Annotated in this window: 12 protein-coding genes; 6 read left to right on the top strand and 6 right to left on the bottom strand. The window is 66.7% G+C overall.

The window, feature by feature from the left end; all coding sequences use genetic code 11:
- The first annotated feature begins 258 nt into the window (after positions 1-258).
- Complete coding sequence (locus KEG38_RS20855) at positions 259-4782, top strand: SIR2 family NAD-dependent protein deacylase (protein WP_272421490.1); 4524 nt, start codon at positions 259-261, stop codon at positions 4780-4782.
- 81 nt (positions 4783-4863) lie between these two features.
- On the opposite strand, the gene KEG38_RS20850 is transcribed toward KEG38_RS20855, so the two are convergent.
- Complete coding sequence (locus KEG38_RS20850) at positions 4864-5790, bottom strand: hypothetical protein (protein ID WP_272421489.1); 927 nt, start codon at positions 5788-5790, stop codon at positions 4864-4866.
- 86 nt (positions 5791-5876) lie between these two features.
- Between KEG38_RS20850 and KEG38_RS20845 the strand changes: the two genes are divergently transcribed.
- The 3 genes from KEG38_RS20845 to KEG38_RS20835 all read left to right on the top strand — a co-directional run bounded on the left by KEG38_RS20845 (position 5877) and on the right by KEG38_RS20835 (position 9371).
- Positions 5877-6146: a type II toxin-antitoxin system Phd/YefM family antitoxin gene (locus KEG38_RS20845; protein ID WP_272421488.1), complete on the top strand. Its 270-nt coding sequence runs from the start codon at positions 5877-5879 to the stop codon at positions 6144-6146.
- Positions 6073-6339 (top strand): PIN domain-containing protein, encoded by a 267-nt coding sequence (locus KEG38_RS20840; protein ID WP_276073271.1) that lies wholly within the window; start codon positions 6073-6075, stop codon positions 6337-6339. Before KEG38_RS20845 ends, KEG38_RS20840 begins: the two co-directional genes overlap by 74 nt.
- Positions 6340-6419: 80 nt before the next feature.
- Positions 6420-9371, top strand: coding sequence for a carboxypeptidase regulatory-like domain-containing protein (locus KEG38_RS20835; protein ID WP_272421486.1), 2952 nt, complete (start codon positions 6420-6422; stop codon positions 9369-9371).
- Here the strand turns inward: KEG38_RS20835 and KEG38_RS20830 are convergent, their stop codons facing one another.
- Together KEG38_RS20830 and KEG38_RS20825 are read right to left on the bottom strand one after the other, a co-directional pair.
- Positions 9372-9764 carry a hypothetical protein gene (locus KEG38_RS20830; protein ID WP_272421485.1) on the bottom strand — a complete coding sequence of 131 codons (393 nt, stop codon included), beginning with the start codon at positions 9762-9764 and terminating at the stop codon, positions 9372-9374. It lies immediately after the preceding gene.
- Positions 9765-9798: 34 nt separating this feature from the next.
- Positions 9799-10194 carry a hypothetical protein gene (locus KEG38_RS20825; protein ID WP_272421484.1) on the bottom strand — a complete coding sequence of 132 codons (396 nt, stop codon included), beginning with the start codon at positions 10192-10194 and terminating at the stop codon, positions 9799-9801.
- Between the two features lie 255 nt (positions 10195-10449).
- Between KEG38_RS20825 and KEG38_RS20820 the strand changes: the two genes are divergently transcribed.
- Together KEG38_RS20820 and KEG38_RS20815 are read left to right on the top strand one after the other, a co-directional pair.
- Positions 10450-11169, top strand: coding sequence for an HAD family hydrolase (locus tag KEG38_RS20820; protein WP_272421483.1), 720 nt, complete (start codon positions 10450-10452; stop codon positions 11167-11169).
- A complete protein-coding gene (locus tag KEG38_RS20815; protein WP_272421482.1) occupies positions 11166-12494 on the top strand; it encodes a hypothetical protein in 1329 nt (442 codons plus the stop codon). The genes KEG38_RS20820 and KEG38_RS20815 overlap by 4 nt, the downstream gene beginning before the upstream one ends.
- On the opposite strand, the gene KEG38_RS20810 is transcribed toward KEG38_RS20815, so the two are convergent.
- The 3 genes from KEG38_RS20810 to KEG38_RS20800 form a co-directional block, all read right to left on the bottom strand.
- Positions 12491-12925 carry an acyl-CoA thioesterase gene (locus tag KEG38_RS20810; RefSeq protein WP_272421481.1) on the bottom strand — a complete coding sequence of 145 codons (435 nt, stop codon included), beginning with the start codon at positions 12923-12925 and terminating at the stop codon, positions 12491-12493. The genes KEG38_RS20815 and KEG38_RS20810 overlap by 4 nt on opposite strands.
- The gene (locus KEG38_RS20805) at positions 12925-13779 is read right to left on the bottom strand and encodes a hypothetical protein (protein ID WP_272421480.1); all 855 of its coding nucleotides are present in this window, start codon (positions 13777-13779) and stop codon (positions 12925-12927) included. The genes KEG38_RS20810 and KEG38_RS20805 overlap by 1 nt, the downstream gene beginning before the upstream one ends.
- A 110-nt stretch (positions 13780-13889) precedes the next feature.
- Entirely contained in the window at positions 13890-16214 is a 2325-nt protein-coding gene (locus KEG38_RS20800; protein WP_272421479.1) for an FG-GAP repeat domain-containing protein, read from the bottom strand.
- Positions 16215-16376 lie beyond the last annotated feature (162 nt).

Below are 16376 nucleotides of genomic sequence, written 5' to 3'. Positions count from 1 at the left end.
TCGATCGACCTGCTCGAGCCGGTTGCAGACGGGGTGGAGGGGGTCGATCGACCTGTTCGAGCCGGTTGCAGACGGGGTGGAGGGGGTCGATCGACCTGTGTGAACCGGTTGCAAACGTGGTGGAGGAGGTCGATCGACCTGCTTGAGCAAGCTACAGGCCGGTTGGCAGGTCCTCCGGGCTCGCGGGGGCCGTGTGCGTTCCCCTTCTTCTCCCCCTACATAGTAGGAGAAGAGACGGGTCGGGACGCGATGACGAGGTTGGCCAGCAACATTCCGTGGAAGCGGTTCTGGGTGCCGCGCGAGACGTCTCCCTCGTTGTGGAGTGACTACTTCGCAGACCCCGAAGGGGAGTACGGCAAGCACATCAACCCGCATGCGAAGACGCTCGAGGAGCTGGAGGACAAGCCGTGCGTCGCGTTGCTGGGGGAACCTGGGATCGGCAAGTCCTACGTGGTCGAAGAGTACCGCGACCACGTGCGCGCACGTGGCGGTGTCGAGGCAACGCTCTTCGTCGACTTCAGGTGGCAGCACGACAAACTGGAGAAGGAGATCTTCGGGACGGATCCGTTCAAGCGATGGCTCGCGAACGCGTCACCGCTGACGCTCATCCTCGACAGCCTCGACGAGCACCCGAAGGGGCCCCTCCATGTCGCGTCCCAACTCATCCATCACCTTCAGCAAGGGTCTGCTTCGTCGCTGAGGCTTCGTGTTGCGTGTCGCTCGGCGGAGTGGCCGGCGGTGCTCGACGAGCAGCTCCCGCGCATCTGGAAGAGCAGCGAGCAATCAGAGCCAGCGGTCTTCTACGCGCTCGCCCCGCTCCGCAGGGTCGACGTCGCGCTGGCTGCGGGGAAGGATGGGGAGCGCTTCCTTGGCGAGGTGGCCAGGGCGAACGCCGAGCCACTGGCGAGCAAGCCGATCACCTTGGGCTTCCTCCTTGCAGAGTACCAGCAGCACCGGAAGCTGCCGCGTTCACGCGTCGAGCTGTACGAGGAGGGATGCCGAAGACTCTGCGAGGACCCGAGCCCCTCGCGTGGAGATGCCAGGCGCACCGGCGTGCTCCATAGGGACGAGCGTCTGGCGCTCGCATCGCGGATCGCAGCGGTCAGCATCCTGGGCCGCCGAAGCCTCATCCATTTTCGAGGGCCGGACCGTGGAGCGGTCTCCTCGGATGTGGTCAGGATCGACGAGCTGCTCGGTGGCGTGGAGCCGAGCCAGGACGGCGACGTCCCGGTGACCGACGCCGCCATGAAGGAGGTGCTCAATAGCGGGCTCTTCCGGCCTGGGGGAGCCGGTCGTGCAGGATGGGCACATCAGACCTACGCGGAGTTCCTGGCGGCCCGATTCCTGAAGATGCGAGGGCTCACTGCGGAGCAACTCGTGCGGGAAGTCTCGAATTCGACGATGGGTCGGACGGTCCCGGCGCTGCGCGAGACCATTGCATGGCTGGCGAGCATGGACGGCGATTTCCGCCAGCGTTTGCTTGGCATCGATCCAGAGCCGTTGCTCGGTAGTGATTTTGCGATGGTCGGAGCTGCCGAGCGGGAGGCGCTCCTCCGTGCGCTGCTGGAAAAGATCGATCGTCGAGAGATGCGCGCGGACCCCATCATGTACGATCGCCGGGCCCAGGCGCATCTCGTGCACCCGCGGCTCGCCGAGCAGCTCCGTCCCTACATCACGGATCGCAATCATTATGTCATGGCCCGGCGGGCAGCCATTCAGATGGCTGAGGCGGGGTGCGTTGCCGCGCTGCAAGACGAGTTGGCAGATCTCGCGCTGGATGTCAGTGAGGATTACGGTATTCGCTCGGACGCGGCAGACGCAGTCGTGCGCGTTGGCAGTCGGGAAACGAAACGGCGGCTCAAACCGTTGATCGGGGGCAATTGTGGACCGGACCCAGACGACAAGCTGAAAGGATCTGCGCTGGAGGCGTTGTGGGCCGACGACCTGAGCGCCGCGGAGCTATTCGCGAGTCTGACGCCGCCAAAAAGGGAGTCGTATAGCGGCACATACGTGGCTTTTCTGCACAGGCTCGAAGACACGTTGCCAGCGGCTCTTCTGCCGGATGCCCTGCACTGGACATTGGGGCTGCCCCCAAGACATGGCGATGATTTGTCGTACGCGTTTGAATCGCTGTCGGAGGCGATCATGGTACGCGGATGGGAGCATATCGATGATCCCCAGGTTCGGCCCGCGTTTGCCCAAGCTGTTCGTGAGCGGCTTTTGCACTACGAAGGTATTTTCGGTCATCGTCCTTATCATAAGGGAGATGCTCCGGATGTCTCGAATGACGACCGTAGGCGACGCCTGCTCGCCAGCGCCCTCAACAGCCTGCCGCCCTGGGGCGAGCACGACGCATCCGTGTTTGTAAGCGATGGATTCGTTCTGCCTCGTGACGTGCCCTGGGTCATCGAACAGCTGAGGACGGAAACTGCGCCATCAATACGTGTTCGGTGGGCGGCAATCTTGGCGCAATTTACCTCCACCAGAATGTGGAGCTTCGAGGTCGCAGATCCAATTATTGGTGCCATCCTGGAGATGGAAGAACTACGCCAGGCGATGCCTGACATCCCTCCGCTGGTTGTGCTGGGTTCTCCAACCTCTCGGTGGATGCGTCGCGCGTACCGGCAAGACGCAAAGGTGAGAGGTAGATACAGGCGCATGTTTGCGGGCCGCTCCTCGAGGAAACGTCGCGAGCGTCCAAAGGCCCTTAGACGCATTCGAGAATGCATGCGTCGATTCGAGGCGGGTGAGGACGACGCTGGCTGGCAGCTCTTGGGCTGGATGACCGTTGGCACGGTTGGGGAATCGGATGCAGGTACTTATGAATGGGATGTGACTAATTTTCCCGGCTGGAAGCGCGCCGATGCCGAGACGCGGGATCGTATTCTGGACATCGGGCGAGCGTACCTCTTACGGACGAACGAGCGTGCTGACGAGTGGCTCGGTCTCGATGGATTTCATCGTCCCGCGGCAGCCGGATACCGATACCTGTGTTTGCTACACCAGCTCGATCCTGCGTGGCTCGATCAGCACAGCGAAGCGATCTGGCGGAGGTGGTCTGCTATCCCGCTCGAATTTTTCCTGCAAGGTGGGGGATACGAGCAGAACCGCCAAATCGTAGCGCGCGCCTACCGAGCGAGGCCAGTACGCGTGCTGGAGGTCTTGGGCATACACCTCGAACGCGACCACGAGCGGTGGGATCATGTTTCCGTGCTCAGTCGCATGAGCGGCTGCTGGGACCAAACGCTTGGACAATTCCTGTTCAAGTTCGTGCAGCGAACGGAGCTGAAGGCATCCTTCTTTGGCCACTTGCTGAATGAACTCATCGCGCACGATGTCGACGGCGTGGTGGATTATGCAGCGTCGATTCTCACGCTACCTGTCCCTCTCGAAGGGGCCGCGCGGCTTCGCATGCATGCGGCGGCGCACGCGCTCATGGTGTACGCGCAGAATGCTGGATGGCCCGCCATTCGTCCGCTCTTACGCGCGGATCCTAGCTTCGGTCGAGAGGTGTTCCTGACCGCCGTCGATGCAATAGACATCAGGTTGCGGCGGTCGGATGCGTGGGGAAGAAAGTTGACGACCGCCGATATCGCGGAACTCTACACCTGGCTCGAGCACGAGTTCCCGGAGGATGAAGGTGCTGAGCATCGATCGCGAGGTCTTCATCCAATCACACCCAGAGATATGGTGGTGGAATTGCGAAATGGGCTCCTGAACGTGCTCATCTCACGCGGCACCCCCGAAGCCGTCGCGGCTCTGGAACAGATCCAAGTAACGTTTCCGCAACGGGATTGGACGCGGGTGATCCTGTTGGCTAAGGAAGCTGCCGCTCAAGGGACCTGGACACCGCGGAGCCCACGTGAGATCGTCCAACTTCGGCCAACACCAGTACGCGCCACTTCACCGACCATGTCCTCCACGCCCACTGTCGCACATGGAGTCGTCTTCCCTCCGCCTCTCATCGAAGCGTACCGGCAAAACAAGCTTGCTGTACTCTTCGGCTCAGGGTTGTCGCTGGCGAAGGACGTGAAGGGAAACTTTCCCAAGTGGAGCGAACTGCCAGATCGCTTGCTCGATCAGGTGGAGCGGCTGGGTGTCTGGCTGCCGGATCAGGTCGCGGCGATGCGCACGTTTTTCCGAAGCGGGCATCGCTCGCTCGAAACCATGCTCAGTGCGCTCGATACCGCGAGGACCGAGCTTCGTAACGCACGTCAATATCAGGCAGCGATGGATGCTGTGTTTCGTCCGCCCGATGCCACTCCCGCGGACGTGCATCGGGCGCTCGTCGAGCTCGGAGTCTGCGTTCTCGCTACCACAAACTACGATTCCTTGGTCGAGCATCTAGAAGGCCCTCCCAGACGAACCGCCTATACGTGGAAGGAGGCAGAGAACGCATACTCGGATATTATTACCGGCCGAAATGTATTGTTCAAAATCCACGGAACGGCCGAGAAGGCGGACACTGTCGTCATGACGCAGGCCGAGTACACGATCGCAGCAGGTGCTCTCTCGTACCAGCGTATAATGAGCTTCCTCCTCCAGGACTACACCTTCCTTCTCGTCGGATACGGCATCAATGATCCGCTGGATCTCGACCTTGTCTTTGAGCTTAACGTCAGATCATTTGGAATTGCAGCGCGAAGGCATTACGCTCTGATCCGAGAACCCGCGAGCGACCGCGACCGCTGGTCACGCGACTTCAACGTGCAAGTCGTGGCGTATCAGGACCACGATGACCTGCCCGCCATCCTACGTTCGCTCCAGGCGGCGAAGCCTTGACGTGTTGCCCCAACAGGGACATCGCCTTCATGCTCGAGGACATAGTAGGGCGGCCGGACGTGTGGAAAGGCAGGCGACCGCTCACTTGGGATCCGGGATGTCCTCAGCCGCGAGGCGGAAAATCAAGTACGCGCGGAACGTGTTCGATCCCGTCGATTGAAAGGGATTCGCGATGCCGCCGGGCTGATACCACATCCAGTGCGCCTCCGGGTCGATGCTCGCCGCCTCGGGGGGCGCGGAGCCCGTGGGGCAGGTGGGAGGAAAGGAGCCGCCCGCCGCCGGATCGTTGGCTTCCCCCACCGCGAGTGAACCGATCGCGCCGGCCGTCACGGCCCCCGCGAGGTTCACCCAGCCCGCGCTCGTGGTGGTCTCGTCCCCATTGCCGCTGTTGCAAAGGGCGATTTGCTCGTTGATCTCGGGCTGCGTGGGGCCGGTTTGGCTCGCCTGCATGTTGACGCCGGTCGCGCATACCTCGAACTTTGCATCCCCGGTATACAAGGGCGCGCCGTCGCCGCGGCGGAACTGCCCGAGTACGCCTTGCGTCACCGAGAGGTCGTCCCAGGTCACGATGTACAGGTATGCAGACGGTGGCGCGTCGGCCGCGGGCACGACGTAGGCTTCCGGTCCTTCGCCGCAATTGAAGATCTGGCCGGACGTCTGCGCGCGCGTGCCCTGGGTGAAATGCGTGATCCCGTCGACGTCGCCGTATCCGAAGCTGTAGGCATTGTCGGCCGTGATGACCACGTCGACGTCGACCAAGGGGGCACCGCCGCCGCTCCCGGTCGTGAAATCGATGCCGCCTTGTCCCCCCGCGCCGCCTTGATTCTGGCCGCCGACGCCGCCCATTCCACCCATGCCGCCGGCCGAGCTGCCCCCGGTCGCGCTGCTCGAGCTGCTCGTCGATCCGCCCTGAGCGCCCTCGGCGCCGCAAGCGAGCGCGGTGAGGCCAAGCGCGGCTTGGAGGATCAAGAGTCGAACCAAGGTCTCCGGGTTGGGTAAGGTGCTCATCGGGGCGATTCTACCCCTTCATGTTCGAGGACATGGAGGGAAGTAGGGCGTGCGGAGAAGCAGCCATCAGGGAGAATGAGGTCATCATGAAGGGCACGGCCAAGCGGACGGGGAAGGTGTGGCGGCTCGAGGAAGCGAAGAGCCGGCTTGGCGAGGTCGTCGACGAGGCCAAGAAGCATGGGCCGCAGGTCATCCGGAGGCGCGGGGTCGAGGCCGCGGTCGTCTTGTCGTTCGATGATTACGTGAAGCTCGTGAAGCCCAAGGAGAGCCTGGTCGAGTTCCTTGCGAGCTCGCCGCTCGTCGGCTCGGAGATCGAGGTCGAGCGATCGGGAGCGGTTCGCCGGTCGTCTGCTTGATGTGACCGAGGACATCGCGCTCGCGTGGGGCAGGCTTCAGGGCGAGGCGGAGCGTCGTGGACAGATGCTCCCTGCCATCGACGCGCTTCTCGGGGCGACCGCGCTCGCGCATGGGCTCGTGGTCGTCACCCGGAACGAGACCGACATCGGGCGCACGGGAGTGCGCATCATCGATCCCTGGGCAGAGGACTGACCACGGGCGCACGGATCAGCCTCTGAAGGCCGGCTCTTGCCGCTGGTCCGTTCACACCATGCGCGCTAGCAACAGAGGACGTGAGCGCCCGCCTCCCGCACCCCTCCTGGCCCTCACGCCTCGTCGCGCTCCTCGCCGCCCTCGTGTGCTTCGTCTACACGGCGGGGCTCTTCGATACGCGCCTCTCCGCGCTCGACCTCGTGATGCAGGCGCCCGCGCTGCCGGCGATGCTCTCCACGCGCGACGCCGACGTGCGCGTGGCCATCGTCGACGAGCACGACAGGCCGCTGCCCGGCGCGTTCGTGCGGCTGTTCTCGATCCAGGGCGGGACCACGTACTTCGCAGGCGAGGCGCGGGCAGGGGACGATGGCGTCGCTTCGCTCGAGAGCATGCCGCGCGGGGAAGCGTGGTTTCTCGCGTATGCGGAGGGGCGCGCGCGAGGGTCGGTGCGGGTCGTGCTCGGGCCCGGAGAGCGCGTCGTGAGGCTCGTGCTCCAGCCGGCCGCGGCGATCGATGTCGTCGTCGTCGACGAGGCGGAGAAGCCGTTCCCCAGCGCGAAGATCACCGTCACGGGCGGAGATCCGCTGCCGTTCGTGGCCATGACCGGCGCGGAGGGTCGCGCGCGGATCGATCGGCTCGGGCAGGGTCCGTTTTCCGTGCGCGTGACGGCGCGCGGGTACGACGACGTCGTGCGGACGGGCGTGCTCCCGGGACCGGTTCCCGTGCGGATCAAGCTCGAACGGCTCGGCGCGATCGAGGTGTCGGTCGTGGAGTCCGACGGCAAACCCGCGCCGTATGCGCGTGTGCTTTGCGCGGGCGCGGGGCTCTGGCCGGCGCGCAGCACGATCGCGGATGCGAACGGCGTCGCGCGGATCGTCGGCCTTCGGCGCGGCGGGTACGATCTCAAGGCCGAGCTCGGCGAACGCGTGAGCGCGACGGAGCTCGGGGTCGATCTCGAACGCGCCGTGACGAAACCCGTGAAGCTCGTGCTCGGCGCGGGCCGACGCATCACGGTGAAGGTGACCGACGGCGAATCCGAGGACGCGCCGCCCGTGAAGGAAGCGAGCGTCGTGCTCGCCGAGGAAGGCCTGAGCCCCTTCCCGATCCACGGTCGTACGGATGCGAAAGGTGTGGTCGTGCTCGGCCCGATCGCGCTCGGCTACGCGACCGTCAGCGCGCGCGCCCCGGGCTTCGTGCCGCGCAGCGCCGTGCCCGTCGAGGACGACGCCACCGAGGTGCGCGTCTCGCTCCTGCGCGGCGGCGCGCTCGTCGGCGAGGTCGTCGACGATCGAGGTTTTCCCGTCGGCGGCGCGACGATCGAGGTCGTCGGCGTGGACATCGAGGGCATGCCGATCGACGAGACGAGCGCGATGGCCGAGTTCCGCGACGATCACTTCGATCTCGCGTTGCCCGGCCCGCTGCCGCTCCTGCCCATCGGCGAGCTTGGCGTGATGCCCGGCCCGATCCCCGACTTGCCGCGCGCGGGCTCCTTCGCCGCGACCTCGCTCGGCGGCGGCGGCGATCCGTGGGTCACGCGCGCCGACGGCGAGTTCCGCGCCGAACCGATCCCGCCCGGCCGCGTGCACGCGATCGTCCGGCATCCCGACTACGTCGAAGCCGAGAGCGAGACCGTCACGATCACCTCGGGCGGCGAGGCGCGCGTAAAAGTTGTGTTGCGCCAAGGTGGCTCGCTCGAAGGCCGCGTCGTTGATGCCGATCACCGACCCGTGGGCGGCGCGCGTGTCGAGATTGCCGCGGCCGTCGGCACGTTCGAGCGCGTCACCTACACCGACGACAGTGGCAGCTTTGCGTTTGCCGCCGTCCCGGACGAGGTCTTGATCAGCGTCGCGCGCCCCGAGACGCCGAGCGACGTCGCGGCGCGGCTCATCGTCGAGATCCCCGATCGCGAGCGCAAGGAGGTCGAGATCGTCCTGCCGCGCCAGCGCGACGCCGTCGTCGTGCACGTGACCGACGATCGCGGCTATGCGCTCGATCGTGTCGAGGTGCGCGCCGTCTCGCTCGACCCCGCGGTCCCGCTGCGACGCACGTTCTTCACGGACGACGATGGCGACGTGGAGATCCCCGACGCCGCGGGTTTGCCTTTGCGCTTCGTGCTCATGCGTCCGAGCAAGGCGCCGATCGTCGAGGAGGTGGAGATCGCGCCGTCGAAGCTCACGTACGAGCTCGCCGAGGGCATCACGGCGCGCGGCGAGGTCACGGGTCGTGATGGACGCGAGCGCATCGAAGGCGCCGAGGTCGTGGTCTACACGGACGCGGGCGTGCGTCGCGCGCGCAGCGATGCCGAGGGCGCGTTCGAGGTGAAGGACCTCGCGCCGGGCCGCGTGCGGATCGTCGCGTCGCATCCGGACTGGGCGCAGAACGAGAAGATCGCCACCGTCGCCGCCGCGCCGAGCCGCGAGGTGGAGGTCGGCGCGGTGGATCTCGCCGAGGCCGGCGAGGTCGAGGGCACGGTGGTCGATCCGAACGACGAACCCGTCGCGGGCGCGCGCGTGGCGGCGGGGATGGTGCCCACGTACTTGCCGCTCGGGCCGCTGCCGCGTGGTGTTGCCACGACGGATCGCGAGGGGCACTTCAAGCTTGTCGGCGTGCCCGAGGGAGATGCGACGATCGAGGCGTATTCGTCGGACCTCGGGCGTGCGTCGACGACGGTGAAGGTGCGCGCGGGAAGGAGCACGTCACGCGTGGACATCACGCTGCCGGGCGAGGGGAGCGCGAAGGGCGAGGCGAAGGGCGCCGGCAGCATCGCGCTCACGCTCGGCGAGCGGACGGAGCGCGGGTCGAAGGTGATCGTGGTCGTGATGGTGCCGCCGAACGGCGAGGCCGAGGTCGCGGGCGTGGAGCCGGGGGACCGGCTGCTCAAGGTGAACGATCACGAGGTGCGGACGATCGAGGATGCGCGGCGGCGCATTTCGGGGCCGCTCGCGGAGGATGTGGTGCTGACGCTGGCGCCGGATGGGGCAGGGGAGAAGCCGCGGAGGCTTCGGGTGCGGCGGGAGCGGGTGCGGCGGTAGCTACGCGTAAAACGCGAGGAACGCCGTCTGGCAGGCGGAGATGGTCCAGGCCGCGAAGAAGAGCCCTCGCGTCACGTTTACGTGTGCCGGCACGTGGAGCGGATGTGCATGCCGCAGGCCTTCCACGAAGCCGAGGGGACCCAGGAGAACGCCGAGCAGCGCGGCCATGCCGATGAAGATGTCGTAGTCCGCCGAGAGCTTGTGCCTCGCGGGGTCACCAACGATCGACAGGACCAGGTACTTGCCCATGAGCCCGGCCCCGAGGACCGGACCCACGGCCGTGATCCACAACGCTCCGGCGGTATCGCGGATCGAGCGACGCTCGAGCGTCGTGTAAGCGCTTCCAGCGAGCGCAGTCCCGAGCGTCAATGCCCACACGACGAGGATCACCATTGCACTGGGATCCCGAACGGCCGAGAGGCCCGCCTCAGTTCTGCACGGACTTCACGAGCACGATCTCCCGACCGTCCCCGATCTTCCACCGGAGCTGCCCTTCGCCGACGAACTGCACCTCCGCCTCGTCGCGGCCGCCCTCGTCGCGCAGGAAGCTCAGGAGCACGCGGTCGCCGCTCGCCTCCGTCACCCGGAACGAGCCGGTGCGCGGCGATTCGGCCGGGATCGTGACTGTCACCTTGCTCCCGGTGAACTCGAACGCCGTGCCTTTCACCCAGCCCATGGCCTTGGCGAGGTGCGGCTCCGGCACGTTTTCGATCGATTCTCCGAGCCATCGCCCCTGGAGCCGGTCCTTCGGCGTCTTGCCGCAACCCGACGCGAACAGGGCGACGGCCGTCAGCGCGAGGGCCGTCTTCTTGGAAAAACGCATGGGCCTCCAACCGACGAACCGAGGCCGCGATCTCCACTCGCGTGCCACGTCCGCCGGCTGGGCAGAACGTTAAGGGAGCCTGGATCCTGGGGCCAACAAATGTAGGAGATCAGGCGACAATGTGCCGACGTGAAGGTGTGCCCCCTACGTACCCGTTCGTCAGGGGCCGCCACCTTCGGCTGGACAAGGGGCCTCGACCTGGGCCAAGGCTACCGTCCGGTGGGAGCACATTTCACGCATCGAAGGCTCGGCGAGGTGGAACGTAAGCGGCTTCTCCGCGAGGTCCTGGAGCGGTCGCGCGATCGCTCCCGCGGGGCGGGCGTCGTCGTCTTCGACCTCGATGGCACGATCATGGACAACCGGCCGCGGGTCGTCGCGATCCTGCACGAGCTCGCCGAGCTCTGGCGGACGCGGCATCCGACCGAGGCCGCCGCCCTCGCCGCCGCCGGCATCAACGACGTGGTCTACGGCCTCGTCGATACGCTGCGACGCATCGGCGTGAGCGAGCCGACGCTCCACGAAGAAGGCTTCCGCTTCTGGCGCGAGCGCTTCTTCTACGACCCGCACATCCGCCACGACATCGAGATGCCCGGCGCCCGGGACTTCGTGCGCGCTTGTTACGACGGCGGCGCGACCATCGTGTACCTGACGGGCCGCGATCTGCCGAACATGGCGCTCGGATCCTTCGCGAGCCTCCGTGATCTCGGCTTTCCGATCGGCGTCGTTGGCACCGAGCTCGTCACGAAGCCCGCCTTCGAGACGCCCGACAGCGTCTTCAAACGCGAGGTCGCGCCGGCGCTTTTGCGGCTCGGCGAGGTCGTCGCCGTCTTCGACAACGAGCCGGCGAACTGTAACCTGTTCCTCGACGTTCACCCCGCGTGCACGACGGTCTTCGTGGACACCCAGTACGCCCCCGATCCGCCGCCGCTCGATCCACGCGCCCACGTGATCCACTCCTTCGAGCTCGAACCATGAAATCCGCTGTCGCGCTCGCCCTGCTCCTCCCGGCCCTCGCCGCGTGCGAGGCGCCGCCCGGCACGTCCTCTTCCTCGACGTCGACGACCGACGCCGCAAGCCCCAACGCGAGCATCCTGCCCGCGCCCCTCGCCACCGAGGCGGAAGAGGCGCCGCACGACGCCGGCGTTCCCGATGGCGGGCCCATCGGCCTCATGGCCGACCCCTCGGGCCGCCTGATCATCCCGGACGCGGGCACGCCGCCGCCGGGGGTTCTTCGCGGCGACGAGGCGATCCCCGCGGAGGCGCCGGCCATGAAGGACCTCGCGGGCGCCACGCTCGAAGCCATCTTCCGCCCGCGCAACGTCCCGCCCCCGCCCCGCGGCCCCGAAATCTCGCAGGACGGCATCAAGGCCGCCTTGGCGCTCACCGCGCCGAAGTGGAAGATCGACCTCACCGACACGGGCCGCATGCGCATCGAGTTCGCCTCGCGCGCGATGCCGCTGCCGCAGCGCTCGGAGATCCGCGCGCGCACCGATCGCTACGGCCACATTGCCCTCTGGCCCGACGCGACCGACTACCGCGTCGTCCCGCCCGGCGCGCTGCGCACCGTGCTCGGCGAGCGGCGCGTCGACGTCACGCCCCTCTCGCCCGGCGTCGTGCGTTCGGTCGGCGAGGGCAAACGGCTGCAGCTCCCGACGCGCAAGGTGGAGATCACGTCGAGCCTCGGCTCGGTGCGGCTCGAGCTCGGCAAGTCCGCGGAGATCGGCGAGGGCGGAGCGCTGCTCTGCCGCGCGCTCGTGGAGATCGTCGGCGTCGATCCGCGCACGTCGGTTTGTCAGGGCGGCGAGGTCCCGCTCGCGGCTGCGTACACGTGGCAGGACGGCGGCGGCATCGACTTCGAGATCACCACGATCACGCGCCGCACCGACATCCCGACGAACGACACGCTCGTGCCTCCGCCCGGCTCGACGTACCAGCCGAGCGGCCTTCCGGCTTCGCCTGGCGGCGTCTTCCTCACGCGCGAAGAAGTCACGGCGTTCCGTTCGTCGGCGCTCCAGCTCCCGCCGCCCACGGATCCGCTCGCGCCGGGCGAAGGGTTCGTCGCGGTGAACGCGTCCGACATGCTCGCGTACGTGCTCGTCGACGGCGTGCCCGTCGTCGCGGTCCCGCCGAACGACCAGCGCTACGTGATCGGCACGTTGCGCGGCCGCTACGTGATCCAGTGGCGCACGTTCCTCGGCGACCGCATCGGCCCGGCGAGCACGCTCGACATCCCGGCGCGTTTCACGTTCGGCGAGGTCCCCGATGCGGGAGCGCCGGATGCGGGTGGAACCTCGAACTAAAGCGTCTCGGGGCTCCGAAACACTGCAGCGATCTCCACCGGCAAACGCTTCGGCGTGAGCTCGTTGCCCACGCACGCGAGCAGCGTCTCGCCTTCGCAGAGCACGTCCGCGCCGCGCAGGATGCGATAGCTGAAGCGCACGGTCACACGCGTCACTTCGGCGCACGTGGTCTCCACGACGAGCGTCTCGTCGAAGCGCGCGGCTTTCCGGTAGCGGAGCTTTGCCTCGACGACGGGGAGGTGGATGCCCATCTCGACCCACTTTTCGTAGGAGACCCCGCGCCGGTGGAGCCAGTCGACGCGGCCGGCCTCGAAGTAGGTCAGGTAGTTCGCGTGATGCACGATGCCCATGAGGTCCGTCTCGCAAAAGCGGACGGTCAGGGTCATGCGGCTCGTCAGGTGCTCGGGGAGCGGCTCTTTTCCGGTGACCATCACGAAATTGCGCCCGCCGAGCCCTCGTCGGAGCTCTTCTTTTTCACCTTCCGCTCGAACATCCGGCGGGTCGAGATCGGCACGAGGCGTGGAATGGTCGGGTCCTGCTCGTGGGCATTCTCGAAGGCGCTGATGATGTGCGTGAGCAGCATCAGATTCACGCCATCGGCGCGATCGAGCGACCCTTGCGTCACCTTCTCTCCCGCGGGCCGCGCCGAGGCGGCCCGGGCCGTGGTCGCGAGTGTGTCGGCGGCGGCCTCGATCTTCGCGATGTAATCGTGATCCAATCGCAGGATCTCCGCGCGGATCTTCACGGGCCCGGCCGGCTCGTCGACATACTTCTTCGCGAGGGCGATGAGGGCGCCGAGCCCCCGCGCGAGGGCCGCCGGATCCTCCGCCGTCCCCACGGCCTGATTCACCTCTTCCTCGGCGGCCGCGGCATTGCCTGCGACCTTGAGCAGGATGGAATGCGCCTGATCCCGCAGCGTCAGCGCCTTCTCGAAGGCCTCCCGGAGCGCCGCGTCGCGCGTCGCGCGAGAAGCCCCCCGCGAATCTCCCCGCTCCTCGTGCTCGATGAGCATGGCATCGAGCGCGATCGCCTGATGCACGGCGACCGAGAGCAATTCCGCCGAAAAACCCCGGAGCGTCTCTTTCTGCGCGACCGTGGCCGATTCCCAGAACGAATACGCGAGCGCATAAAGCCGCCGCACGTCGGTGAGGACGCGCGATGAGGCGATGTGTTTCCCCTTGGCGACGAGCTGCGCCTCGGTGGTGCCGTCGAGCAATGCATCGAGGAGCGCGGGATCGGGCGCCCCGAGCGCGCTGGCCAGGCTGGCGAGGGTGTGTTCGGACATCGGCGGTTCTCCAGGGTACGAGGGAGGGGGTGGGGTGTAAAGAGTGCGTCAGGGCGGCGGGCGGGTTCGGGGGGCGGCGCCTTCGAGCGCCGCCGCCCCGGCCCGTGGGATCAGAGCATTACGGAGCGCGCCGTGGCGAGCGTCGGGAGTCCGGGGATCCACGTCGTGAACCCGGTGTTCGAGTCGAGGACCCGGATCACGTTCCCGCCGTCGTCCGGCTCCAGCACCATCAGGTCCGGCTTGCCATCCGGCGGCGACGACATGTCTGCCACGGGGACCGTGTGCACGCGCGATCGCTCGGGTGTCGAGTACCCCCACCAGTCGTCGGCGCCGCACCCGCTCGTCCTCCAATGGAGCTCCCCGTCATTGCCAATCGTTCGCCAGATCAGCAAGTCGGACTCGCCGTCGTCGCTCATGTCGATGCCAGGCACCGGGAGGTCCGTCACCTGCATTCCGAACTGGCACGTGTTGGGCGTGAACGAGGTCACCGCGCCGTTCGTCGCGGGGGTATCGGGCGTGAGCAGCGTCCAGCGACCTTCTCCCGGCAGAAAGAAGGCGAGCCGGTCCTGCCCGGACGCGAGCTTCATCCCGACGAGCGGCACCACCGCGGCCCGCTGCGTGGGTGTCCCCGTGGCCGCGGGGATGAAGTCGGAGGACAGCGTCTGCTGGCGCTTCACCGGAGTCGTATCGTGAGCGTCGAACCACGTCAGCACCGCCGATTCCATGTCGTACACGGCCAGATCCGGCGTGGACGCGTTGCTCAGCTTGGCCACGATCGGCACGAGCCGGACCCCGAGCCCCATCTCCTGTTCGTCCGGCGGCGTCGTGCCCGCGAGCGACCGCCAGTGGAACTTTCGGCCGTTGCGGTCCCAGACGAGCAGATCCGCGCCGGCATTGTCGACCAGGTTGTGGCCCGGCATCGGGATGTCCGAGCGCGACCCGAACTGGACGCTCCTCACAAAGCCGGTGCCGCAATTCGTCCCGGTGCAGATGTGCCATTCCGCCAGGTTGTTAGACCAGCTCACCCCGGGGCGGAACATGGCGAGGTCGGTGATTCCATCGTTGTCGTAGTCCGCAGGAACGGGGATATCACCGTGGAGCCCGAACGGGACGGTCTGGACGACGGTCGGGGTGTTCGAGAGCCAGATCTTGAACGTGCCGTTGCCGGTGGAGCCCGCCGCCGGCGGGTCCCACACGGCGAGGTCGCGGCGCCCGTCGTTGTCGAAGTCCAGGCGGTAGGTCGTATCCCGCGGCTGGGCCAGGCCGAGGTACGGCCGGTTTCCGCGGAGCGCCGGTGGCGTCCCGGTCATGCCGGCGGTGAGGTTCGTCCAGTAGTCCGGCGAGACCGGGATGTCGAAGCGCAGGTACTCCCGCACGAGCTCGACCTGCGAATCGCTCGGCACCTTGTACAATGCGCCGGTTGGTGTCGGCCCGTTCATGATGTTGTAGCCCAGGGTGGACGAATCGCCTTGGAAGTAGAACCCCGGCGGGTTCATCACCGTGTCGTCGCCATCCGCATCGCCGAGGTCGCAGCCCACGTTGCCCGACGAGTCCCAGTCGCAGTTCGTAAGTTTGTAGATGGGCTGCAAGGTCGCGAACGCTGCGTGGTTCTGGGCGTCCGCACGGCTGTGGAACAACGTATGCGGAGTGGAAAAAAACGTGCTGCCCGGCAGGTACGTGAGATCCCAGTACTTCCATCGGGGGACGTCCTGGGAGGGGTTCTCCGGATCGGTCGCCCCCGAGGCCCCGACTTCGTCTGAATGCAGGAGGCCGAGGGTATGGCCGATCTCGTGGGGGAAGGCGACCACCTCTCCGCTGCTTGTGGTTTTCTGCTGGAAGTGCACGGCAGGGCCCGCCCACGGAAAGGTCCCCGAACTGCTACTGTCGGTCGTGATGAACACGACATAGTTCGTGGGATCCCCTACGAGCGCCGCGGCTGCCGTGAGCCAGGATCTCGCGTTCTTCAGTGTGCTGTCGCTGAACGTCGTCGAGCTCAGGTTGGGGTAGATCTGCTGGAGCTCATCACGAACCTCGGCCCATGTGTATTCGACCCACTCGGGCGGGTTGTCGTTCGGGCCACTCCCCGGGGCGTAGTCGGTCGCCGGTTTGAGCAGCTTCGTGACCGTGAACGACGAGCTGGACCGGATCGTGAACTGGACGCCCGCCGGCCGCCACGTGCGGTTCGCCCGCTCCACCATGTTGAGAATTTCGTCGTAGGTCAGGTTCTCCGTCGAGCCGGAGGGCACGAGCTGCACGAACCGGAGCGGGATGATCCGCTCGACGCCGACGAACGAAAAAGCCTGTTGCGCTTCCGCGACAGCGTCGTCGGTCGGGGCGGCGCCCTCGGATTCGGGTGCTGGGGCGCATGCAACGCCCATGAGCATGCTCGCCAGGAGCAGAGGTGCGCTCCAGCGAGCGCGGGCAGGTCGGGCCATCGTGAAGCCAGTCCACATAGAGAAGTTCCTTACGGTCATGGACATGGCGAACTACACGACCCGGACGGAACGAGCAAGACAAGTGTACGTCGGATTCGTGTTGCGAGACGCAGGCTTGCCCAACGAGGCAACTCGACCCCGCGCCGCCGTTACGCACATTTG

It is taken from the genome of Polyangium jinanense (assembly GCF_028435265.1).
In the GTDB taxonomy this organism is placed as follows: domain Bacteria; phylum Myxococcota_A; class Polyangia; order Polyangiales; family Polyangiaceae; genus Polyangium; species Polyangium jinanense.
The sequence above is the reverse complement of the archived record's forward strand: the minus strand, read 5'-3'. Positions and strand labels throughout refer to the sequence as shown.